Annotated in this window: 15 protein-coding genes; 8 read left to right on the top strand and 7 right to left on the bottom strand. The window is 69.2% G+C overall.

Annotated elements, in window-relative coordinates:
• Positions 1-28: 28 nt before the first annotated feature.
• Positions 29-3,685, top strand: a complete 3,657-nt coding sequence (locus EV380_RS16055) for a DNA polymerase III subunit gamma and tau (protein WP_130451960.1) — start codon at positions 29-31, stop codon at positions 3,683-3,685.
• A 49-nt stretch (positions 3,686-3,734) separates the two neighbouring features.
• A complete protein-coding gene (recR, locus tag EV380_RS16050; RefSeq protein WP_102158476.1) occupies positions 3,735-4,334 on the top strand; it encodes a recombination mediator RecR in 600 nt (199 codons plus the stop codon).
• Here recR and EV380_RS16045 read toward each other — a convergent pair.
• From EV380_RS16045 to EV380_RS16035, 3 genes are all read right to left on the bottom strand, one after another.
• On the bottom strand, positions 4,331-4,909 hold the full coding sequence (locus EV380_RS16045) for a DinB family protein (RefSeq protein ID WP_242607665.1): 579 nt from the start codon (positions 4,907-4,909) through the stop codon (positions 4,331-4,333). The genes recR and EV380_RS16045 overlap by 4 nt on opposite strands.
• A gap of 86 nt (positions 4,910-4,995) precedes the next feature.
• Positions 4,996-6,183 (bottom strand): ABC transporter permease, encoded by a 1,188-nt coding sequence (locus EV380_RS16040; RefSeq protein WP_130451959.1) that lies wholly within the window; start codon positions 6,181-6,183, stop codon positions 4,996-4,998.
• The gene (locus EV380_RS16035) at positions 6,180-7,184 is read right to left on the bottom strand and encodes an ABC transporter ATP-binding protein (protein WP_242607664.1); all 1,005 of its coding nucleotides are present in this window, start codon (positions 7,182-7,184) and stop codon (positions 6,180-6,182) included. The genes EV380_RS16040 and EV380_RS16035 overlap by 4 nt, the downstream gene beginning before the upstream one ends.
• A 244-nt stretch (positions 7,185-7,428) precedes the next feature.
• On the opposite strand from EV380_RS16035, the gene EV380_RS16030 reads away from it, so the two are divergent.
• The gene (locus tag EV380_RS16030) at positions 7,429-8,715 is read left to right on the top strand and encodes an aspartate kinase (RefSeq protein WP_130451958.1); all 1,287 of its coding nucleotides are present in this window, start codon (positions 7,429-7,431) and stop codon (positions 8,713-8,715) included.
• A 38-nt stretch (positions 8,716-8,753) separates the two neighbouring features.
• Here EV380_RS16030 and EV380_RS16025 read toward each other — a convergent pair whose 3' ends face one another.
• The 3 genes from EV380_RS16025 to EV380_RS16015 form a co-directional block, all read right to left on the bottom strand.
• Positions 8,754-10,400, bottom strand: coding sequence for an alkaline phosphatase D family protein (locus tag EV380_RS16025; RefSeq protein ID WP_130451957.1), 1,647 nt, complete (start codon positions 10,398-10,400; stop codon positions 8,754-8,756).
• Positions 10,401-10,484: 84 nt separating this feature from the next.
• Positions 10,485-11,771 carry a HipA domain-containing protein gene (locus tag EV380_RS16020; RefSeq protein WP_130451956.1) on the bottom strand — a complete coding sequence of 429 codons (1,287 nt, stop codon included), beginning with the start codon at positions 11,769-11,771 and terminating at the stop codon, positions 10,485-10,487.
• Complete coding sequence (locus EV380_RS16015) at positions 11,768-12,049, bottom strand: helix-turn-helix domain-containing protein (protein WP_102158482.1); 282 nt, start codon at positions 12,047-12,049, stop codon at positions 11,768-11,770. Before EV380_RS16015 ends, EV380_RS16020 begins: the two co-directional genes overlap by 4 nt.
• Positions 12,050-12,241: 192 nt before the next feature.
• Here EV380_RS16015 and EV380_RS16010 point away from each other — a divergent pair, with 192 nt between their 5' ends.
• Complete coding sequence (locus tag EV380_RS16010) at positions 12,242-13,012, top strand: aminoglycoside 3'-phosphotransferase (protein WP_130451955.1); 771 nt, start codon at positions 12,242-12,244, stop codon at positions 13,010-13,012.
• A gap of 32 nt (positions 13,013-13,044) precedes the next feature.
• Positions 13,045-13,914: a 3-methyladenine DNA glycosylase gene (locus EV380_RS16005; RefSeq protein ID WP_242607663.1), complete on the top strand. Its 870-nt coding sequence runs from the start codon at positions 13,045-13,047 to the stop codon at positions 13,912-13,914.
• Positions 13,915-14,477: 563 nt separating this feature from the next.
• Here the strand turns inward: EV380_RS16005 and EV380_RS16000 are convergent.
• The gene (locus EV380_RS16000) at positions 14,478-14,981 is read right to left on the bottom strand and encodes a hypothetical protein (RefSeq protein ID WP_130451953.1); all 504 of its coding nucleotides are present in this window, start codon (positions 14,979-14,981) and stop codon (positions 14,478-14,480) included.
• A 318-nt stretch (positions 14,982-15,299) separates the two neighbouring features.
• Here EV380_RS16000 and EV380_RS15995 point away from each other — a divergent pair, with 318 nt between their 5' ends.
• Genes EV380_RS15995 through EV380_RS15985 form a run of 3 tightly spaced genes read left to right on the top strand, consistent with a single transcriptional unit; the run spans position 15,300 to position 18,381 of the window.
• Positions 15,300-17,012 (top strand): carbon starvation CstA family protein, encoded by a 1,713-nt coding sequence (locus tag EV380_RS15995; protein WP_130451952.1) that lies wholly within the window; start codon positions 15,300-15,302, stop codon positions 17,010-17,012.
• Between the two features lie 52 nt (positions 17,013-17,064).
• Positions 17,065-17,319, top strand: coding sequence for a cory-CC-star protein (locus EV380_RS15990; protein WP_130451951.1), 255 nt, complete (start codon positions 17,065-17,067; stop codon positions 17,317-17,319).
• 9 nt (positions 17,320-17,328) lie between these two features.
• The gene (locus tag EV380_RS15985; protein ID WP_130451950.1) at positions 17,329-18,381 is read left to right on the top strand and encodes an ArsA family ATPase; all 1,053 of its coding nucleotides are present in this window, start codon (positions 17,329-17,331) and stop codon (positions 18,379-18,381) included.
• Positions 18,382-18,397 lie beyond the last annotated feature (16 nt).

Here is an 18,397-nt window from a genome sequence, read left to right as displayed (position 1 = left end):
GCTTGGTCGCGTTGGGTAGGGTTGTCCCGTGAGTACAGCCCTTTATCGCCGATACCGGCCGGACAGCTTTGCGGACGTCATCGGGCAGGAGCATGTCACCACTCCCCTGATGGCCGCCCTCGAGAAGAACCGCGTCAACCACGCCTATCTCTTCTCCGGCCCGCGCGGCTGCGGCAAGACGACCAGCGCGCGCATCCTGGCCCGCTGCCTGAACTGCGAACAGGGCCCCACCCCGAACCCGTGCGGGACCTGCGCCAGCTGCGTGGACCTGGCGACGGGCGGCCCGGGATCGCTCGACGTGATCGAGATCGACGCGGCCAGCCACGGCGGCGTCGACGACGCGCGCGACCTGCGCGAACGCGCCACGTTCGCCCCCACTCGGGACCGCTACAAGATCTTCATCATCGACGAGGCCCACATGGTCACGTCGGCCGGCTTCAATGCGCTGCTCAAGATCGTCGAGGAGCCACCGGAGCACATCAAGTTCATCTTCGCGACAACGGAGCCGGACAAGGTCATCGGCACCATCCGCTCGCGCACGCACCACTACCCCTTCCGGCTCGTGCCGCCGGAGACGCTCATCGAGTACCTCGAGCGCCTCTGCCAGCAGGAGGGAGTCCCCGTCGCCCCGGGCGTCCTCTCGCTCGTGCTGCGCGCCGGCGGCGGCTCCGTCCGCGACACGCTCTCCGTTCTCGATCAGCTCATGGCGGGCGCCGGTGCGGAGGGGCTCAACTACGAACTCGCGGTTTCGCTGCTCGGATACACGCACGCGACCCTGCTGGACGACGTCGTCGACGCCCTCGCCGCGCAGGACGCCGCGACGGTCTTCGGCGTCGTCGACCGCGTCATCCAGACCGGCCACGATCCCCGCCGGTTCGTCGAAGACCTGCTCGAGCGGCTGCGCGACCTGATCATCGTCAAGGCCATGCCGGACAGCGCCGCGCAGATCATCCGCGGCCTGCCGGCCGACCAGCTCGCCCGGATGCAGCAGCAGGCCGCCCTCCTCGGGCAGGCCGAGCTCAGCCGTTCCGCCGACGTCGCCAACCAGGCTCTGACCGAGATGACGGGCGCCACGAGCCCGCGACTGCACCTCGAGCTGCTGTGCGCCCGCCTCCTGTTGCCAGCCTCCGACACGACGGAGCGCGGCATCGGCGCCCGGGTCGACCGCATCGAACGGCGTCTGACCTACGGCGGCGACGCCCCCCTGGCAGACGGTTCCTCCCCCGCACAGCACGACGCCGCCCCGGGTGGCGACCCCGCAGCCGACACCGGCGTGGGCGGATTCGACGCCAACGGCGCCTCCGGTGCCGCCGCGGTCCGCGAGGCTCTGCGCAAGGCCCGCCAGAGCGAGACCGACGCCCAGCCAGAGCCCGCCGGGCAGCAGGCCCAGCCGGCTGAGACCCAGCCGCAACCGCAGCCGGCCGAACCACAGCCGATCCAGCCGTCGCAGGCCGCTCCCGTCGACGAACCCGCACAGGCACCGGCGCCGCGAAGCGGACCCGGGACAGAGGTGCCTGCTCCCGAGTCAACGCAGGACGAGACTCCAGTGGCCCCCACGCAGGATTCGGCCGCCGAGAACGACGCCGCGGCCGAGCAGCCCGCCGCCAGCGCACCGAAGGACGGCCCCGCCTTCCCGAAGACGGCCGCTGAGCTCGCCGCGCGTCTCCCGGCTGCCGCGCCGAAGCCCGCGACGTCCCGTGAGGACGCGACGGCGGACTGGGGCGGTACGTTCACGGTGCCCGATCCCGACCGCTCCGGCACCGGGCAGCGGGGTGCCCCCGCAACGCCGCCGGCCGCCACTGCACCATCGGATCGCCCCGAGCAGGCGCAGGCACCCTCTGCCGGCCAGCCGACCGGACCCGCGGCTCCGACTCCCGCCCAAGCACCAGCCGCCGGCGAGAATCAGCCTTCGCCGGGCGCCGAGCCGACGACGCCGGCCGCCCCCCGGGATCAGTCGAACCAGGCGCAGCCGGCCGCACCACGGCCGACCGAACCGCAGCAGCAGCCTAGGTCTGCCCAGCCGCAGCCAACAGATCCGCAGCAGCAACCGCAACCCGCCCAAGAACAACCGACAGAACCGCAGCCACCTGCGTCCCAGCCGCAGCCTGCCGGTCCGAGCGCCGCTCCGGAGACTCGCGGCGGCGCCGGCTCGATCGAGATGTTCCGCCGCGCGTGGCCGGAGATCCTCGACGTGGTCAAGGGCGAGCGCAAGGCCGTCTGGATGAACCTCCAGCAGAACGCGACCCTCGCCGGATTCGACGGCAAGTCGCTCGCCGTCTCGTTCTCCAATCCCGGCGCGCGGACAAACTTCCTCAGCCGCCCGGACAACCCGGCATTGCTCCAGTGGGCGATCAACCAGATCCTCGGGATGCAGATCAACGTGGACATCGTCGCGGGAGGTTCCGCCCCGGCGGGTGGTTCCGGCCCAAAAGTTGACCGCCGGCCCGAGCCGGCGTCCGCAGGTCCCGCTCCCGTAGCCCCGCAGCAGGCTCCGGGGCCCTTCAACCCGGCGCCGCAACGACAAGAGCACTACGAGCGTCCCGCCGCGCCCGAGTGGACGGAGTTCCCGCCGGTCGACGCCGCTGGAACCAAGCCGGCCAAGCCGGTGGAGAAGCCCGCAGCGGCCCCGGCCCCGGCTCCTGCCAAGGTGGCGGCGCCCGAAGACGACGCCATGCCGGCAGAGGACTCGGCGCCGCAGGCCGTCTCGCCCGTCGCCGAACCGTCGACCGCGCCGGGATCTATCGCCCCAGCTCCTGCTCGTCCGGTCTTCACAGGTGACCGCGGTTCCGCGGTGTCCCCCGTCGAAGCTGCCGGGCCTCGCGGTCATTCCTCACGCTCCGCCGTCTCCGCCGCCTCGGCGCATTCCGCCCACTCAACTGCTTCTGCGTCTTCGGCTGCTTCTGCCCCGTCGGCCGACTCCGCCGCATCCCCGGCATCCGCGCCCTCGGCTGCCTCGGCCGCAGAAGCGGAGCCCACGGCCCCAGAACCCGCCCCGGCACCAGCCGGGGCCTCCGCACCGCCTCGCGCCTCCGAGTGGGGCGACCAGCACTGGGACGAGCCCGACGACGGCTGGATGCCTCCCGAGGAGGAGCCTCCGCCCTACGACGACCTCGGGCCCGAACCGGACCGCGAACCGGCGGCCAAGAACGGGCCGGCACCGCACAGCGACGCCCCAGCGCCCCGGCCCGCCCCGGCCATCCCGCCGGCGCCGGCCGGCCCGACTCCCCCGCCGCCGTCGTGGGCGGGGACCGGACTACCTGCGACCATGCGCCCGGACCCGGCCGCCGAGCGGCCGGCAGCACCCGCCCCGGAGCGCCGCGACCCGGCCAGGAAACTCAGCCGGTACCAGCAACTACTGGCCCAGGCGCAGGCCGACGGGACCGCGCCCGGGATGCCGCCGGGCGCGTCGGCGCCCACGCCGCACACGAATGCGGGCCCCGGGGCACCGGGGGCGGGAACACCGTCGTCGTACTCGCAGGGCGGTCCCGCGGCGGCGCAGAACCCTATACGCGGTGGGCAGCCCGTAAACTCTTCCTACGGCGCTACCCCGGACGCGGACTTCGTCCCGAGCGACGACGACATCGCGATCGAGGACTCGACCGTGATCGGCCGCGCGGCGATCGAGCGGATTCTGAACGGGCGCCTGATCGACGAACGCAACAACGACGGCACCCCCATCAGCTAGGGGCCGTCGCAACGGTGCCGGACGGCATCCGAATCGAGTGTGAGGTTTCGTGTACGAAGGCGCAGTTCAAGACCTGATCGACGAGTTCGGCCGGCTCCCCGGCATCGGCCCGAAGTCCGCCCAGCGCATCGCCTTCCACGTGCTGGAGGCGGACCGGGAGGACATGAACCGGCTCGCCGACGCCATCCGCGCGGTCAAGGACAAGGTGAAATTCTGCGAGGTGTGCTTCAACGTCACCGAGCAGGAGAAGTGCAACATCTGCCGGGACACCCGCCGCGACGCGACCGTGCTGTGCGTCGTCGAGGAATCCAAGGACGTCATGGCGGTGGAGCGCACGCGCTCCTTCCGCGGCCGCTACCACGTGCTCGGCGGCTCCATCAATCCGATCGGCGGCATCGGGCCCGAGCAATTGCACATCCGGGAGCTGCTCAACCGGCTGCACGATGACACGATCGAAGAAGTCATCATCGCCACGGACCCCAATCTCGAGGGCGAGGCGACCTCAACCTATCTGGCCCGGATGCTCAAGTCGCTCGGGATCAAGGTCACGCGCCTGGCGTCCGGCCTGCCGGTGGGCGGCGACCTCGAGTACGCCGACGAGGTCACCCTCGGCCGCGCCTTCGAGGGCCGCCGCAGCGCCATCGGCTAGGCGAACGCCTCGGCCGCAACCTGCACCCTGGCCCGGTACGCGTCCCACCACGCACGGTCATCGTCGGGCAAGTTGTCGTTGCCGTCGTACAGCCCGGCGAAGCCGTCGATCTGTTCGCGGACGATGTCCGCGTGCCCCGTATGCCGGGCCGTCTCCGCGATCATGTGCACGATCAGCCGCCGGACATCGGTGCGGCGGGTCTTCTCGCCCCACCAGGGAACCACCGCCTCCGCGTCGAGCCCCAATTCGGCGATCACCGCGTTCGTGTTCGCCCACGCCCGCCGGTACAGGTCCACCACCCACTCGCGGCTCTCGTCCACGGTCGCGTACATGTCGTCGTTGGGTTCGGCCGTCTCCGCCAGCCACGGCATGTCGACGGCGTTCGGGCGTCCGCACGCCTCGCCAAAATACCCGATCTCCATGCTGGCCACGTGCTTGACGAGGCCGAGGAGGTTTGTCCCCGTAGCGGTCATCGGCCGGCGCGCGTCGTATTCGCCGACCCCGTCCAGCTTCCAGAGCAGGGCCTCGCGCTGTTCTTGCAGGTACCGGGTGAGCATCTCGGATTCAGACATCATGTGCCTAACTCTAAGTCCGCGGTGGCTCGCGCGGAAGGACCGGAGGTTCGTCGTCCCCGACGCACCTCCGGTCCGTGGTCCCGGCCTCAGGCGATGCGGGTTCCCGCCGCGAGCTTGCCGGCCGGGGTAACCAGCCGCTGCCGCCCGCTGAAGACCAGGACACCGGCGAGCAGGGCCTGGACGCCGAGGCCGAGTGGCCACATCGGCGTCAGCTCGCGTGGGTCCTCCGTTGTTCCGGACTGGCGCACGCCGTCGATGCAGTCCACGTTGTCGAATCCGGCCTGGGCACCGCGAACGCCCATCTGGATGGCGCCGATGGGGCCGTCCGGGGAGTAGTAACTCCCGTCGTCGACTTCGTCAGCGGGATCCAGGGGCACCGTGTCCGCAACAACGGCAAACGGGTTCGCGGCGAGCAGCCAGGCTGTCCGCTCGGAGTGAAGGACCGTTCGCTCGTAGGAGCGCTCGGTGCAGATCTCGTCCTCCTCGCGGTAGACGTAGCCTTGGTTCTCGGACTCCAGCTTTTCGTAGAACTCGGCTTCCTCGACCGGGCTCATCGGCTCGCCGTCCTCGTCCAGCGTCATGCCCGTCTCGGGGTCGTGCTCGACCTGCGACCAGGGATCCTTCGGATTCACTACTTCGTAGTCGACGACCTGCTCTTCCGTGAACCTCAGGCTCAATCCGAACGCGATGAGGGTACCGAGCGTCAACAGGGCCACCACGAGGTAGGTGGAGACGACGGCGAACAGGGGCCGGCTGGCGCGGGCGGAGATGCCGACGCCGATGGCGCACGCGACGCCGAGCTCGACGGCGATCATCAGCAGGATGACCGGCACCGCTGGCAGGTAGACGTCGCCATAGGACATGGCCCACGCGATCATCGGGAGCGTAACTACCAGGAACGCCAGCGCCGCGATCCACGCGGCCAGCCATTTGCCCCAGAGGATCTGTCCGGGCGTGAGCAGCGTGTTCTGCAGGACGGCGAGCGTGCCGCCGGAGCGGTCGCCCGTGATCGAGTTGGCGCTGAGCGCGGGTACAACAAGCAAGCCGAAGAGCAGGACGAACCCGGCGACGAGTTCGAACATCAGCTGGCCGGTGTCCTCGCCGCCCATGCCGCCGTTGACCGAAGGGGACGCCGTGTAGGCAGCGAGGCCGGTGACGAGCGCGATGACGGCGAACCAGACAGCCAGCATGATGTACCAGCTCTTGGAACGCAGGCGCTGCTTCAGCTCGAGTTCGACAACAGTGCCGACACCCGCGAAGTATCCGAGTTTCACTTGCCTGCCTCCTTCGGTGCCGCAGCGGAATTGCCGCTTTCGTGTTCGTAGACGGTGCTCATGTAGGTCTCCTCGAGGGCGCCGACGGTCGGGGCGAACGCCGTGACGGCGACGCCGTGCTCGATGAGTCGGCGCAACACGTCGGCGGCCTGCGCCTCGGTGGCGACCTCGACGAGCGCCTCGGCCCGACGCTGACCGGCCGGCACGCTGTAGAGCACGCCCTGGGCGGTCAGCCCGCCGAGCAACGCCTCCTGATCGAGCGCGCGCACGCTGTATCCGCGCTTCTGCTCGTCGGCTTCCTTCACCGTCTGGTTGCGGACGGTGCGCCCGGCGGCAACGAAAACGGCGGCGTCGGCGACCTCGTCGAGTTCCGACAGGACGTGCGAGCTGACGACGACGGTGCGGCCCTCGCCGGCGAACTTGCGCAGCAGGTTGCGCAGATCGATGCGCGCCCCCGGGTCGAGACCGGAGGCCGGCTCGTCGAGGAGCAGGACCGAGGGGTCGTTCATCAGGGCCCGGGCGAGCGAGAGCCGCTGCTGCTGCCCGCGGGAGAGGACACGCGATGGATGAGCCGCCAGATCGGTCAGCTTGACGAGCTCGAGCAGGTCGTCGGCCCGGGCCTCCGAGGTGGCGCGGTCCATCCCGTAGAGCTTGCCGATCGACACGAGGATCTCGCGGGCCGTGAGCGCCTCCCAGACGCCGAGCGTGTCGGGCATCCAGCCGATCATGGGGCGGACCGCGCGCGGATCCGCAGCGACCTCCAGCCCGCCGATGTGAAGGGTGCCGGCGTCCGGCTTGAGCAGCGAGGCGAGCATGAGCAGCAGCGTGGTCTTGCCCGAACCGTTGGGGCCGATCAGGGCGGTCACCTCCCCCGGGCGGGCGGCGAAATCGATGTGCTTCACGGCCTGCACCGAGCCGAAGGCGCGGGCCAGGCCCGTGGCGACGATGCCGACGTCGTGCTGCACTGACGTCGGCTCGACTGAAGTGGGTGCGTCTGGCACGGCGGTCCTCCTGATGCTTCATGCGTTGCTGCGGGCAACGTCGGCCCCGCACTCTCAACTTTAGGCAACGAGCGTGCGTCCCCAGTACCTCCCACGGTATGAAATCCCACGCGGCGAATGTGACCTTTTGGGGTCATCGAACACGGCGGCGTCGACTCCTGCTCGCTAGACTGTTCGGCAGTGTCACGAGGCACGGCGCCGCAGTCCGGCGCAGGAAGACCAACCCCTGGGAGAGTGCTGCGGCATGAGCCTGATTGTGCAGAAATTCGGCGGATCGTCCGTGTCCGATGCCGAGGGCATCAAACGCGTCGCCCGCCGAATTATCGACACGAAGGCGACCGGGCACGACGTCGTCGCCGTGGTCTCGGCCATGGGCGACACCACGGACGACCTGCTCGACCTCGCCGGGCAGCTGACCACCGAGCCGCCGGCCCGCGAGATGGACATGCTGCTCTCCGCAGGCGAGCGCATCTCGATGGCCCTGCTGGCCATGACGATCGACGGGCTCGGCGCGAAGGCCGTGTCCTTCACCGGCAGCCAGGCCGGCATGATCACCGACGCCGTGCACGGCAAGGCGCGCGTCATCGACGTGTCCCCGCAGCGCGTGCGCCAGGCGGTGGACCGCGGCTACGTCGCGATCGTCGCCGGTTTCCAGGGCATGAGCCCGGACAGCAACGACGTCACCACGATGGGGCGCGGCGGCTCCGACACCACCGCGGTGGCCCTGGCCGCAGCACTGAACGCCGACGTGTGCGAGATCTACACGGACGTCGACGGCGTCTACACGGCGGACCCGCGCATCGTGGCGTCCGCGCAGAAGATCGACAAGATCTCCAGCGAGGAGATGCTCGAGCTGGCTGCCTCCGGCGCGAAGATCCTCCACCTGCGCTGCGTCGAGTACGCGCGCCGCTTCGGAGTTCCGCTGCACGTGCGGTCCTCCTTCAGCACGAACGAGGGCACATGGGTGCTGCCCAGCCCAGACGACAAGATCAAGATTCAAGAGGGAGAACCCTTGGAACAGCCCATCATCTCCGGCGTTGCACACGACCGCTCCGAGGCGAAGGTCACCGTGGTCGGCGTCCCCGACGTCCCCGGCAAGGCCGCTGAGATCTTCGGCGTGATCGCCGGCGCGCACTCCAACATCGACATGATCGTCCAGAACGTCTCCACCTCCGGCAAGGACAAGACGGACATCTCCTTCACCCTGCCGATCGTCGAGGGCAAGGACGCGCTGGACGCCCTGCGCGACGCCCAGGAGCGCGTCGGCTTCGAGGGCATCGAGTACGACGACCAGGTCGGCAAGCTGAGCTTGATCGGCGCCGGCATGCGCTCAAACCCGGGCGTCTCCTACAAGTTCTTCCACGCCCTGCACGAGGCCGGCGTGAACGTCGACATGATCTCCACCTCGGAGATCCGCATCTCCGTGATCACCCACGCGGACAAGCTCGACGACGCCGTCCGCGCCGTACACAACGCGTTCGGCCTGGACACCGACGTGGAGGCCACGGTCTACGGCGGCACCGGCCGCTGATCCCGGTGCCGGGACGGGCCCTCCTTGCGTCGCGCGGCCTACCGCTCGGGTGTCAGGATCCGGGTGAAGACCGTCTCCCCGAGCCCGTTGCGCAGGCTCACCGTAAAGGTGTCCGCCTCGTCGAGCGCGACGTGGCCGAAGAACTGGCTCTTCCCGTCGCGTGGGGACTGATTGGGCCGCTCGCCGGCCTTCGCGAAGACGACGTCCGGGCCGAACGTGCCGTCCATCTTGTTCGGACCGAAGGAGCCGGCGCTGATGGGACCCGCGACGAACTCCCAGAACGGGTCGAAGTCGGTGAAGGCCGCGCGCTCGGGTGAGTAGTGGTGGGCGGCGCAGTAGTGCACGTCGGCCGTCAGCCAGACGATGTTCTTCACGCCCGCCGCCTTGAACGCCTTCAGCAGCCGGGCCAGCTCGAGCTCGCGGCCCAGCGGCGCCCCGTGGTCGGCGTTAGAGATCGATTCCTGAGCGTCACCGTCGGGCACAATGATGCCCAGCGGCAGATCCGCGAGGATCACCTTCCACGTGGCTTTGGACTTCTTGACCCCCTTGATGAGCCATTGCAGCTGCTCCTCGCCGAGGATGCTCGTCGCATGCGATTCGAGCCCTGCAGTGTTCTCGCTCTTGAAGGTGCGCATGTCGAGGCAGAAGAGGTCCAGCTGTGCGCCGCGTTCAATCTTCCGGTAGATGCGCGCCGGCTCGAATCCGGTGCCGCGCGCCATGGCCCGCGGGTTCGCGATCGGCTGGTATTCCTGCCACGCGCGGCGGCCGCGGGCGGCGAGCGTGTCGACGTCGCGCACGGTATAGCGGTCGTCCTCGAGGATCTCGCCGTGCCACCAGTTGTTGGTCGTCTCGTGATCATCCCACTGGGCGATGACAGGGACCTCGGAGTAGAAGGCGCGCACGTTGGCGTCCATGAGGTTGTAGCGGTGGTTGCCGCGGAACTCGTCGAGGGTTTCGGCGACCTTGGAGACCTCCTCGGTCACCAGGTTGCGCCAGACTTGGCCGTCGGGCTCGACGACGGTCTCCTCCAGCGGGCCGTCGGCGTAGACGGTGTCGCCGGAGTGGACGAAGAAGTCCGGCTTCGTCGCCCGCATCGCCGAGTAGGCGAACATGCCGCCGATCTCCTCGTTGATGCCCCACCCCTGGCCGGCCGTGTCGCCCGTCCAGACGAAGCTCTGCCCGCGCGGCACGTCGCCCCCACGCGCCGGGGAGCGGCCCGCGGCGTTGGGTCCGGCCGCCGTCGTGAAGGTGCCGTCGGCGGCCTCGCCGAGCGTGCCGTGCTCGTCCTCGAACGCCATCGTGACGGCGAACCGGCTGCCCGACGGCAGGCGGTTGGCGGCAATCTTCGCCGTGAAGTCGGAGTCCTCGGTGGCCCAGGGGCCGCGCAGCGTGCGCTGGAAGGCGCCCTTGCCGCGGATCACGGCGCCCTGAGCGTCGACGGCGCGCAGCTTCGCGACGAGCCGCCCGGGACCCGAGGAGCGCGACCACAACACCGCGGAGTCGGTGCCGGCATCTCCGAACTGGATGCCGGAGGGCAGGCTCAGCCTCGATCGGACGAGCGAGGGCGCGGCCGGGCGCAGCAACCCGGAGGCTCCGGCCGGGGTTGCGGTGACGGCCGCGGCGAGGCCGGTTGCGCCGGCGGCGAGTGAACCGAGGACGAGGGAGCGACGGGAGATATGTGCCATGGCTCCACCCTGCCCTGCGCGGTCAACGGCCATGTGAACCCGCGGTGATCGTCGGTTGACGATCTTGAGCCGATCATCACTTGATCAGTGCACGCGGCTCCCCGGAGCCAAGCGCTGGATTCTCTCCTGCGCCTGTCGGACCAGGTCTCCAAGCACTGGATCGTGCCAGCCTTCGTCATGCGACCTCGTCAGAATGACGGGGAGAAGTCGTTCCGCCTCCGCCAGCACATTCAGCAAGGTCGATCGGGCGGCCGGAGTCCGCATTCCCCATTCACTTGCCTCCTCGAGAAGGTCGCCTCCGGACACCTCGTCGATCGAGATCTCGGTGCCGATACGCAACGCCAACTCTCGATCGTGCTCAGGCCAGACACTCGTCGGCACCACATCGTAGGCGGGCGACAGAGCTACTTTTCCACCATCGAGAACAACGCTGAGGTTCCTTGCGTGCATGTCACAGTCACCGAGAACAGCACCGAGAACGATGCGTTCGAAGAGGGCTGTGACATCCCTGATCGATGCTGTCCGCCGCAACAGACGACCGGCATCGACAAGCCGAGGCGGCGTCAAGCTGTCCGTCTGGTACTTCTGATTCGTCCCGAGGGCCTGCGCAAGATCTTCTTGGTGCACGCGGCGAAGTTCCTCGCCCGCGCCTTCGCGATCGAAGCGCTTTACGAGGATGGCTCTGCGACCTCCGATGCTGAGGACTCGACTCTCGGCGGCACTGCCTTTGAGGGATCGCTCTCCAGCGGCTCGAATGAGTTGCAGGCAGAAGTTTTCCCCGGCCGCGATGCCCGGCCATAGTTCCGTGCCGTCCTCGTTGATTCGCGCGGGTTTGAGAATATGTGTTGAGGGCTCGCCATCGAGCGGAACGCCGATACGACCGCCATCGACAACAACGGCGAGCTTGCCCTGCATACCACCAAGACTGGAGCGGACTCCAGGGTCGATGCCGATGCCCAGCGGTGCCGCTGGTAGACCCGATACCGCCTGGGCCAGCCCATCGTCACTCAGCCACAAAATACCGCCGGCCCGCGTCTGCGGCCCCTGGGCCGGCTCCGTGACCTGCACGGCTCCGGCACAGTCGAGGCCATAGGCTCTGAGGAGTCCATAGGTGTCCTCTGTCGCTAGTCTCGCCTTGTTCGCAAGAGCCGCCCGGACATGATCCTCGGGCAGGAGGCCGTCCAGAAAGTACTTGGCAGCCACACTGGGATACGCTTCTCGGCGCACGGGCAAGCGTAGCGACAGGAGAAGTGCTCCCTCGCCATGCTTCGCTATGGCCTCGTCCGTGTACCGGAGTGAGAGACCGTACCCGGGACCGGCATCTTCAAGACGGGCAACTGGCATTCCATCCAACCAAGCGACGAGAGTCATTGCCGGCTCCTAGCCACTCGGCGATTGCTTGCCGCCTCGACATCTTCAGCCCGGACCGACGCCGCTCGACGATCTTCGCGCGGGAGGGCGAATAGATCCATCCCGAGAGCATCGGCCACTTCCGCGAGGATTGCGCTCCTGCCAGGGACGCCGCGCTCGATCGCGCTGATCCGACTCCTGTCGATCCCCAGCTGCTCGCAGAATTCCACCTGCGACAATCCGAGCTCGATTCTCCTGGCACGCATCGAAGCGCCGACCCTTCGCAATTGCTCGCTCATCGCCCACCCCTCGTTAATGCAACGCTTTCAACCACTTTAGCACCCTCGACCTTTAATGTATGGTTTTTGACCACATTAAGGCCCGGGACGACTAACGCCGATTATTCCGCTACATTAAGCTGTCATTCGCGGGCCCCGTCGGAGCAGTCCAGCCCTGCGACGATAGGCTGTACTCGCCGATCGAGGAGACCTGTGACCTACCGACCACTCGCGGCCGCGCCCGAAGCCGACGTCGAGGTGCCCGAGCCCGTTGCCGAATACGCCGCCGGCCGCGGCGCCGATGGCGAGCGCCTCGTCCCCGTCTGGCTGAACCAGCTCGGCGGCCTGACGTTCCGGCTGCGCCTGCCGTCCGGCGGGGTCGAGTACGCCAAATGGTCGCCGGCCTCGGCCGGCGTCGATCTGGAGGACGAGGCCGAGCGCCTGGCCTGGGCCGCGCCGTTCACGCCGGTCCCACGCCCGCTCCACTCGGCCCGGCACGACGACGGGGCCCAGCTGCTCGTCACGGCCGCGGTTCCCGGTGAGGCAGCGGTGTCGCCCCGCTGGATCGCCCGTCCGGACCAGGCGGCGCGAGCCATCGGTGCCGGCCTGCGGGCCCTGCACGACGCACTGCCCGTGGAGGACTGCCCGTTCGACTGGTCGCTGGCCTCGCGCCTGACCGACGCGAAGGACCCGGCGCGCGGGCGGGAACTGGCCGGCGCGGCGCCCGGCGTCGACCGACTCGTCGTCTGCCACGGCGACGCGTGCGCGCCGAACACCCTCATCGGCGCGGACGGATACTGGAGCGCCCACGTGGACCTCGGCGCCCTGGGTATCGCCGATTTCTGGGCGGACCTCTCGATAGCGGCCTGGAGCACGGTCTGGAACTACGGCCCCGGCTTCGAGGGCCTCGTCTACGCCGGCTACGGCGTCGAACCCGACGCGGAGCGGATCGCGTTCTACCGTGAGGTCTGGGACGCGACCTGACCCCGGCTCTCCCGGCTCCTAGAATGGTGGGGATGCTCTCCCTCCCCGAATCCGAGTGGCTTCCGCGCGCCGCCGCCTACGAGGCACGCGTGGAGCGCTTCGCCGCGCCCTTTCTCGAGCGCCGGATGCGGCAGCAGAAGCACCCCGTGGAGGACTTCCTCTTCACCTACTACACCCAGAAGCCCGGTCAGTTGCAGCGCTGGCACCCGGGCGCCGGCGTCGTGCTGGAGGGCTCAGCCGCCGCGCAGCGGCTCGGCTGGAAGTTCTACACGGAGAACGACGGCGGCGTGGGCCTCGATCTGGAGGCGTTCGGCGCCGCTCGGGCCGAGGCGATCCGCTTCGCGCGCATCATCCTGGCGGGCACGGCGAGCCGGCCGGGGAACTTCGCGTGCTTCGGGCTGCACGAGTGGGCGATGGCGTACAAGTCGGAGAGCAACGGGATCCGGCACGAGTACCTGCCCCTGCGGCTCGGCGCCGCCGGGACGGACCGGGTGGTTCAGGAGCACCGGATCCGCTGCACGCACTTCGACGCGTTCCGGTTCTACACGCCGGAGGCCGTGCCCCTCAACGAACTCCAGCCGACGCGGGAGACCCAGCGCGACCTGGAACAGCCGGGCTGCCTGCACGCGAACATGGATCTCTACAAGTGGGCGTACAAGCTCACGCCGGCGGTTCCGAGCGAGCTGGTGATGGACTGCTTCGAGCTCGCGTGGGACATCCGCACCATGGACATGCGGGCTTCGCCCTACGACCTGACGGATTGGGGTTACGAGCCGATCCGGATCGAAACGCCGGAGGGCAAGGCCGAGTACGTGCGGCTGCAGAAAGAGTTCGCCGAGCGGTCCGATGCGCTGCGCGGTCGGCTGCTGACAGTCGCGAACGCGCTGCCGTCAGCCGTCTGATACGGCACTGGACGGGGAAGACCTGCCCCGCCCGGGGAGGCCGCGGATGCACTCGCGGTCTGCTCCCCCTCCGGCTGTCACGTGCATCCGGCTAGCGTCCCGGCAGCGAGCACCAATGCACCCGCGACGGCCGCGACCCGCTGCGACGAACGCAACCGTCCCGACTCCATCGTCCCCCTCCGAACTGCCACAAACACTATGTGCCATACCCTAGCGACACCGCGGGATATCCACCAGAGATCCGCGCAAATCCGTTTCGCACATGACATCGGCCGGCTGCCGTCCCCGCGCCCCGGACCGGCGCGTTCGCCGAACGAGGGCAACGAAGCGGCGGCGGGGCGCGGTTGACGACAAGTGGCCATGTCGGAACCGCCTCGGACCGCTCATGCGACCGCGATCTGTCCCGCTATGAGGCGGACACCGCCTGGTGACACGGCCGCATGCGCGGGCCGCGGGGAGCTTCCCGGGGCGGGCGCTGAGGCGCCGACGACGGCCCACCCCCGGTATTCCTCCACCGGCTGAAGCTTGCCACCACACGGCGCGTTCGTCCTGCCACTGACCGGCTAGGAGTCGGCGGGCAGGAAGACGACGGCCTGCTGCCAGTCCTCGCCGGTCTCCTCGAGCGTCAACTGCCACGACATATCGGTGCTCGTCTCGAGGCCCTCCGCGCTCACGCGGACGACCTGCGGGTCCTCGGTGCCAGGGCATTCGATGTCCGTCCGCTGGGAATTCGTCTCCAACACGGCCGCCGCTCCGACGGGCGTGCAGTACACGTGGACCTCGAATTCACTCGAATCAAGCGCGACCTGGTGATCCAATCTCGACTCTCTGACCCCCTCCTGATCGGAATTCGCCGTGCCGGCCAGAACCAGTTCGTCGTCGTACTTCTCGACGATCCACCACAGCGCGGGTTCTTCCCAGTCATCAGGGAACCCGTCGTCCCCTTCCGACGGGGCATCCGACGCGGGCGGTGCGGACGCGCTGCCGCCCGTCGGGCTCGCACTCGCGGTGGGCTCCTCCGCGTCCCCGGCGCAAGCGGCCAGGGCGAGCGCGGCGAGCATCACCATCCCCGCGACTGCAGCCCCCCGTCTCGGCGACTGTTTCCGTACCGGCCCCATGGTCTTCTCCCCGCTGTCGTCGCCGCTGTTGCCACCGCTGTTGCCACCACCTTAACGACACAACGTGACATGCAACAGGGGGACGCCAGCATCCCTCCATCGTCGGCAAGGCATCCCTACTCGAACCCCGCGCCCCTCATGTGAGCCACGGCACGGACGGCGTACGCTGGGAGGCAAGTCATCAGGTCACACCCCGGTCAGGGACCAGCTCCCGCGCCGCGGAGACCGAACCGCACCGCTCACACCGCTCAAAGAGGAGGCGCCGCCGTGAACTCCGTCGTTCTGGCACTGATAGGCATCGCGATGATCGTCGCGGGCTACTTGTTCTATTCCAAGTTCCTGGCCAAGAAGGTCTACGCGCTCGACCCGGATTTCAAGACACCGGCCCACGAGCTCGAAGACGGCATCGACTACGTCCCGACCAACAAGTACGTCCTGTGGGGCCACCACTTCACGTCCGTCGCCGGAGCGGCCCCGATCGTCGGACCGGCGATCGCGGTCATCTGGGGCTGGCTGCCGGCCCTGCTCTGGGTCACTCTCGGAACGATCTTCTTCGCCGGCATGCACGACCTCGGCGCGCTCTGGGCCTCCAACCGGCACAAGGGCCAGTCGATCGGCACGCTCGCCGGCCGCTACATCGGCCGCCACGGGCGCAACCTCTTCCTCGTGGTCATCTTCCTGGTCCTGCTCATGGTCAACGCGGCCTTCGCCGTCGTCATCTCCAACCTGCTGGTCACCACTCCGACGGCGGTCATCCCCGCGTGGGGCGCCGTCGTCGTCGCGGTCCTGATCGGGCAGGCGATCTACAAGCTCAAGTGGTCGCTGCCGGTCGTCTCGATCGTCGGCGTCGTCGCGCTCTACGCGCTCATGCTGCTCGGCGACGCGTTCCCGATCATCCTGCCGGACACGATCATGGGCCTGAGCGCCAACGCGTTCTGGATCGTCGTCCTCTTCCTCTACGCGGGCATCGCCTCGCTGCTGCCGGTCTGGATGCTCCTGCAGCCGCGCGACTACATCAACGGCCTGCAGCTGTTCATCGCGCTCGGCATCCTCTACGCGGCGATCATCATTTCCGGCCCGTCCATGATGGCGCCGGCGTTCAACACCAACGTGCCGGAGGGCACCCCCTCGATCGTGCCGCTGCTGTTCGTCACCATCGCGTGCGGAGCGATCTCCGGCTTCCACGGGATCGTCGCCTCCGGCACGACGGCGAAGCAGCTCAACAAGGAGACCGACGCCCGGTTCGTGGGCTACTTCGGCGCCGTCGGCGAGGGCCTGCTGGCGCTCGGCACGGTCATCGCCGTCTCCGCCGGCTTCCAGACGGTCGCCGCGTGGGAAGAGGTCTACTCGGCCTTCGGCGAAGGCGGCGTCGGCGCGTTCGTCACCGGCGGCGGGGCGATCGTGAACCAGGGCCTCGGCATCCCCGAGTCCCTCTCCGGCACGATCCTCGCGACCATGGCCGTGCTCTTCGCCGCGACCACGATGGACACCGGCATCCGCCTGCAGCGCTTCGTGGTCTCGGAGATGGGCCAGATCGCCGGCTTCCGCCTCAAGCCCCTGCCCGCGACGCTGATTGTCCTCGTCATCACCGTCGGCCTGACGTTCTCCGCCGGTGCCGACGGCTCCGGCGGCATGCTCATCTGGCCGCTCTTCGGCACCACCAACCAGATCCTCGCGGGTCTGACCCTCTCCATCGTCGCGGTCATGCTCATCCGCAAGCGCCGCCCGGTGCTGCCGGCCCTCATCCCGCTGACGTTCGTGCTCGTCATGAGCGTGATCGCGCTGTTCGTGCAGATGGGCCAGTTCTACGCGGCTGGCAACTGGCTGCTTCTCGTCCTCGACGTCATCATCCTGATCGCCGCGATCTGGGTCATCATCGAGGCCGTCACCGCGATGAACCGGGCCCGCCGCGCGGGGCCGCTCAGCGACCTCGACGAGGAACGGGAGAACATCGCCGCCGACGCCGACAAGCGCGGGTAGCCGGGCGCCGTCGTACGCTCGATCCGGCACGGAGAAGACGTCAGGAACAGAAATGGGACGCATGGCGGGGTTCGCCGCCGGGCTGCGCGAGTTCTACTACGCGCCGTACCGGCGGACCCTCGCGCGCGCCAAGCGCGACGAGGAGGACCTGTTCATGATGCTGGTGCTCTCCGAGTCGCTCGGCGTGCCCAACCCGGCCGGGTACTACACGCTCGAGCTGCTGCCCGTGGTCTTCGAGAATTTCCACGACTGGCACCGGCGGATGGGCATGGACCACTCCCCGCTCGACTCGATCTCCTGCTGCTGAAAGGACCGCATGCCCGCTGACCTGACCGCCCTCGCTGCCGGCGCGCGCGTCGTGTTCTTCTCCGGCAAGGGCGGCGTCGGCAAGACCACGCTCGCCGCCGCGACCGCGGTCGCGGAGGCCGACGCCGGGCGGCGCGTCCTGCTCGTCTCGACCGACCCCGCCCACAACCTGGGCCACCTCTTCGGCGCGCGGCTCACCGACGCTCCCACCGCCCTGATCCAGCACGACGACGGCGCCTGCGGCGCGGGCCGGCTCGACGCGCTCGAGCTCGACCCGGCGGCGGCCACAGAGAAGCACCTGCGGGAGGTCGGGGCGACGATCCGCGCGCTCATGCCCGAACACCTGCACCGCGAGGTGGACAAGTACCTGCGCCTCGCGTCCGAGGCGCCGGGCACCCACGAGGCCTCGGTGCTCGAGCGGATCGCGGAACTGACCGAGCAGGTCGCCGGCGAAGCGGACCCGGCCGGCCGCCAATCGACGGCGAGCGCGCAGCCGGAGGTGGGCTACGACGTCGTGATCTTCGATACCGCCCCGTCCGGCCACACCGCGCGGCTCATGGAGCTGCCGGAGATGATGACGGCCTGGACGGACGGGCTGCTCAAGCGCCGCGAAGCGAGCGAGAAGTTCGGGGCGGCGCTCGTCGGACTCGGCGGGAAGTCCGGGGCCGCCGAGACCCGCGATGCGCGGATCAGGTCCGTCCTGACCCGGCGGCGCACCCGATTCGCCAAGCTGCGGGAGCTGCTCTCGGATCCGGCCCGATGCGCTTTCGTGCTCGTCCTGGCGGCCGAGCGGCTGCCCGTGGCGGAAACGATCGAGTTCGCCGGGCAGCTGCGCGCCCAGGGCATCGGGGTGCGCTCGCTCGTGGTCAACAAGCGCTCCCCCGCCGACGCCGGGGAGTTCCTGGCCCGGCGGCGCGCCCAGGAGAAGCCGTTCGTCGCGGATCTGGCGTCCGCGCTACCAGGGGTCCCCGTCCTCAACCTCCGGCTGGCCGCGGAGGAGATCCGCGGTCTCGACGGCCTGCGCTCGGTGCCCGGGCTGGCCGAGGGGCCAGGTGCCGGATGAGGGACGCCGGGCGCGC

The organism is Zhihengliuella halotolerans (assembly GCF_004217565.1).
Taxonomy (GTDB): Bacteria; Actinomycetota; Actinomycetes; order Actinomycetales; family Micrococcaceae; genus Zhihengliuella; species Zhihengliuella halotolerans.
Note: the sequence above shows the minus strand (reverse complement) of the source record. Positions and strands in the feature narration are given on the sequence as shown.

What these genes read in the sequence shown, in the direction of transcription:
- EV380_RS16025 (WP_130451957.1), bottom strand. Translation starts at nt 10,400, where the DNA reads ATGGCACATATCTCCCGTCGCTCCCTCGTCCTCGGTTCACTCGCCGCC.
- EV380_RS16045 (WP_242607665.1), bottom strand. Translation starts at nt 4,909, where the DNA reads ATGATGTCTGAATCCGAGATGCTCACCCGGTACCTGCAAGAACAGCGC.
- EV380_RS15985 (WP_130451950.1), top strand. Translation starts at nt 17,329, where the DNA reads ATGCCCGCTGACCTGACCGCCCTCGCTGCCGGCGCGCGCGTCGTGTTC.
- EV380_RS16020 (WP_130451956.1), bottom strand. Translation starts at nt 11,771, where the DNA reads ATGACTCTCGTCGCTTGGTTGGATGGAATGCCAGTTGCCCGTCTTGAA.
- EV380_RS16015 (WP_102158482.1), bottom strand. Translation starts at nt 12,049, where the DNA reads ATGAGCGAGCAATTGCGAAGGGTCGGCGCTTCGATGCGTGCCAGGAGA.
- EV380_RS15990 (WP_130451951.1), top strand. Translation starts at nt 17,065, where the DNA reads ATGGGACGCATGGCGGGGTTCGCCGCCGGGCTGCGCGAGTTCTACTAC.
- EV380_RS16030 (WP_130451958.1), top strand. Translation starts at nt 7,429, where the DNA reads ATGAGCCTGATTGTGCAGAAATTCGGCGGATCGTCCGTGTCCGATGCC.
- EV380_RS16005 (WP_242607663.1), top strand. Translation starts at nt 13,045, where the DNA reads ATGCTCTCCCTCCCCGAATCCGAGTGGCTTCCGCGCGCCGCCGCCTAC.
- EV380_RS16000 (WP_130451953.1), bottom strand. Translation starts at nt 14,981, where the DNA reads ATGGTGATGCTCGCCGCGCTCGCCCTGGCCGCTTGCGCCGGGGACGCG.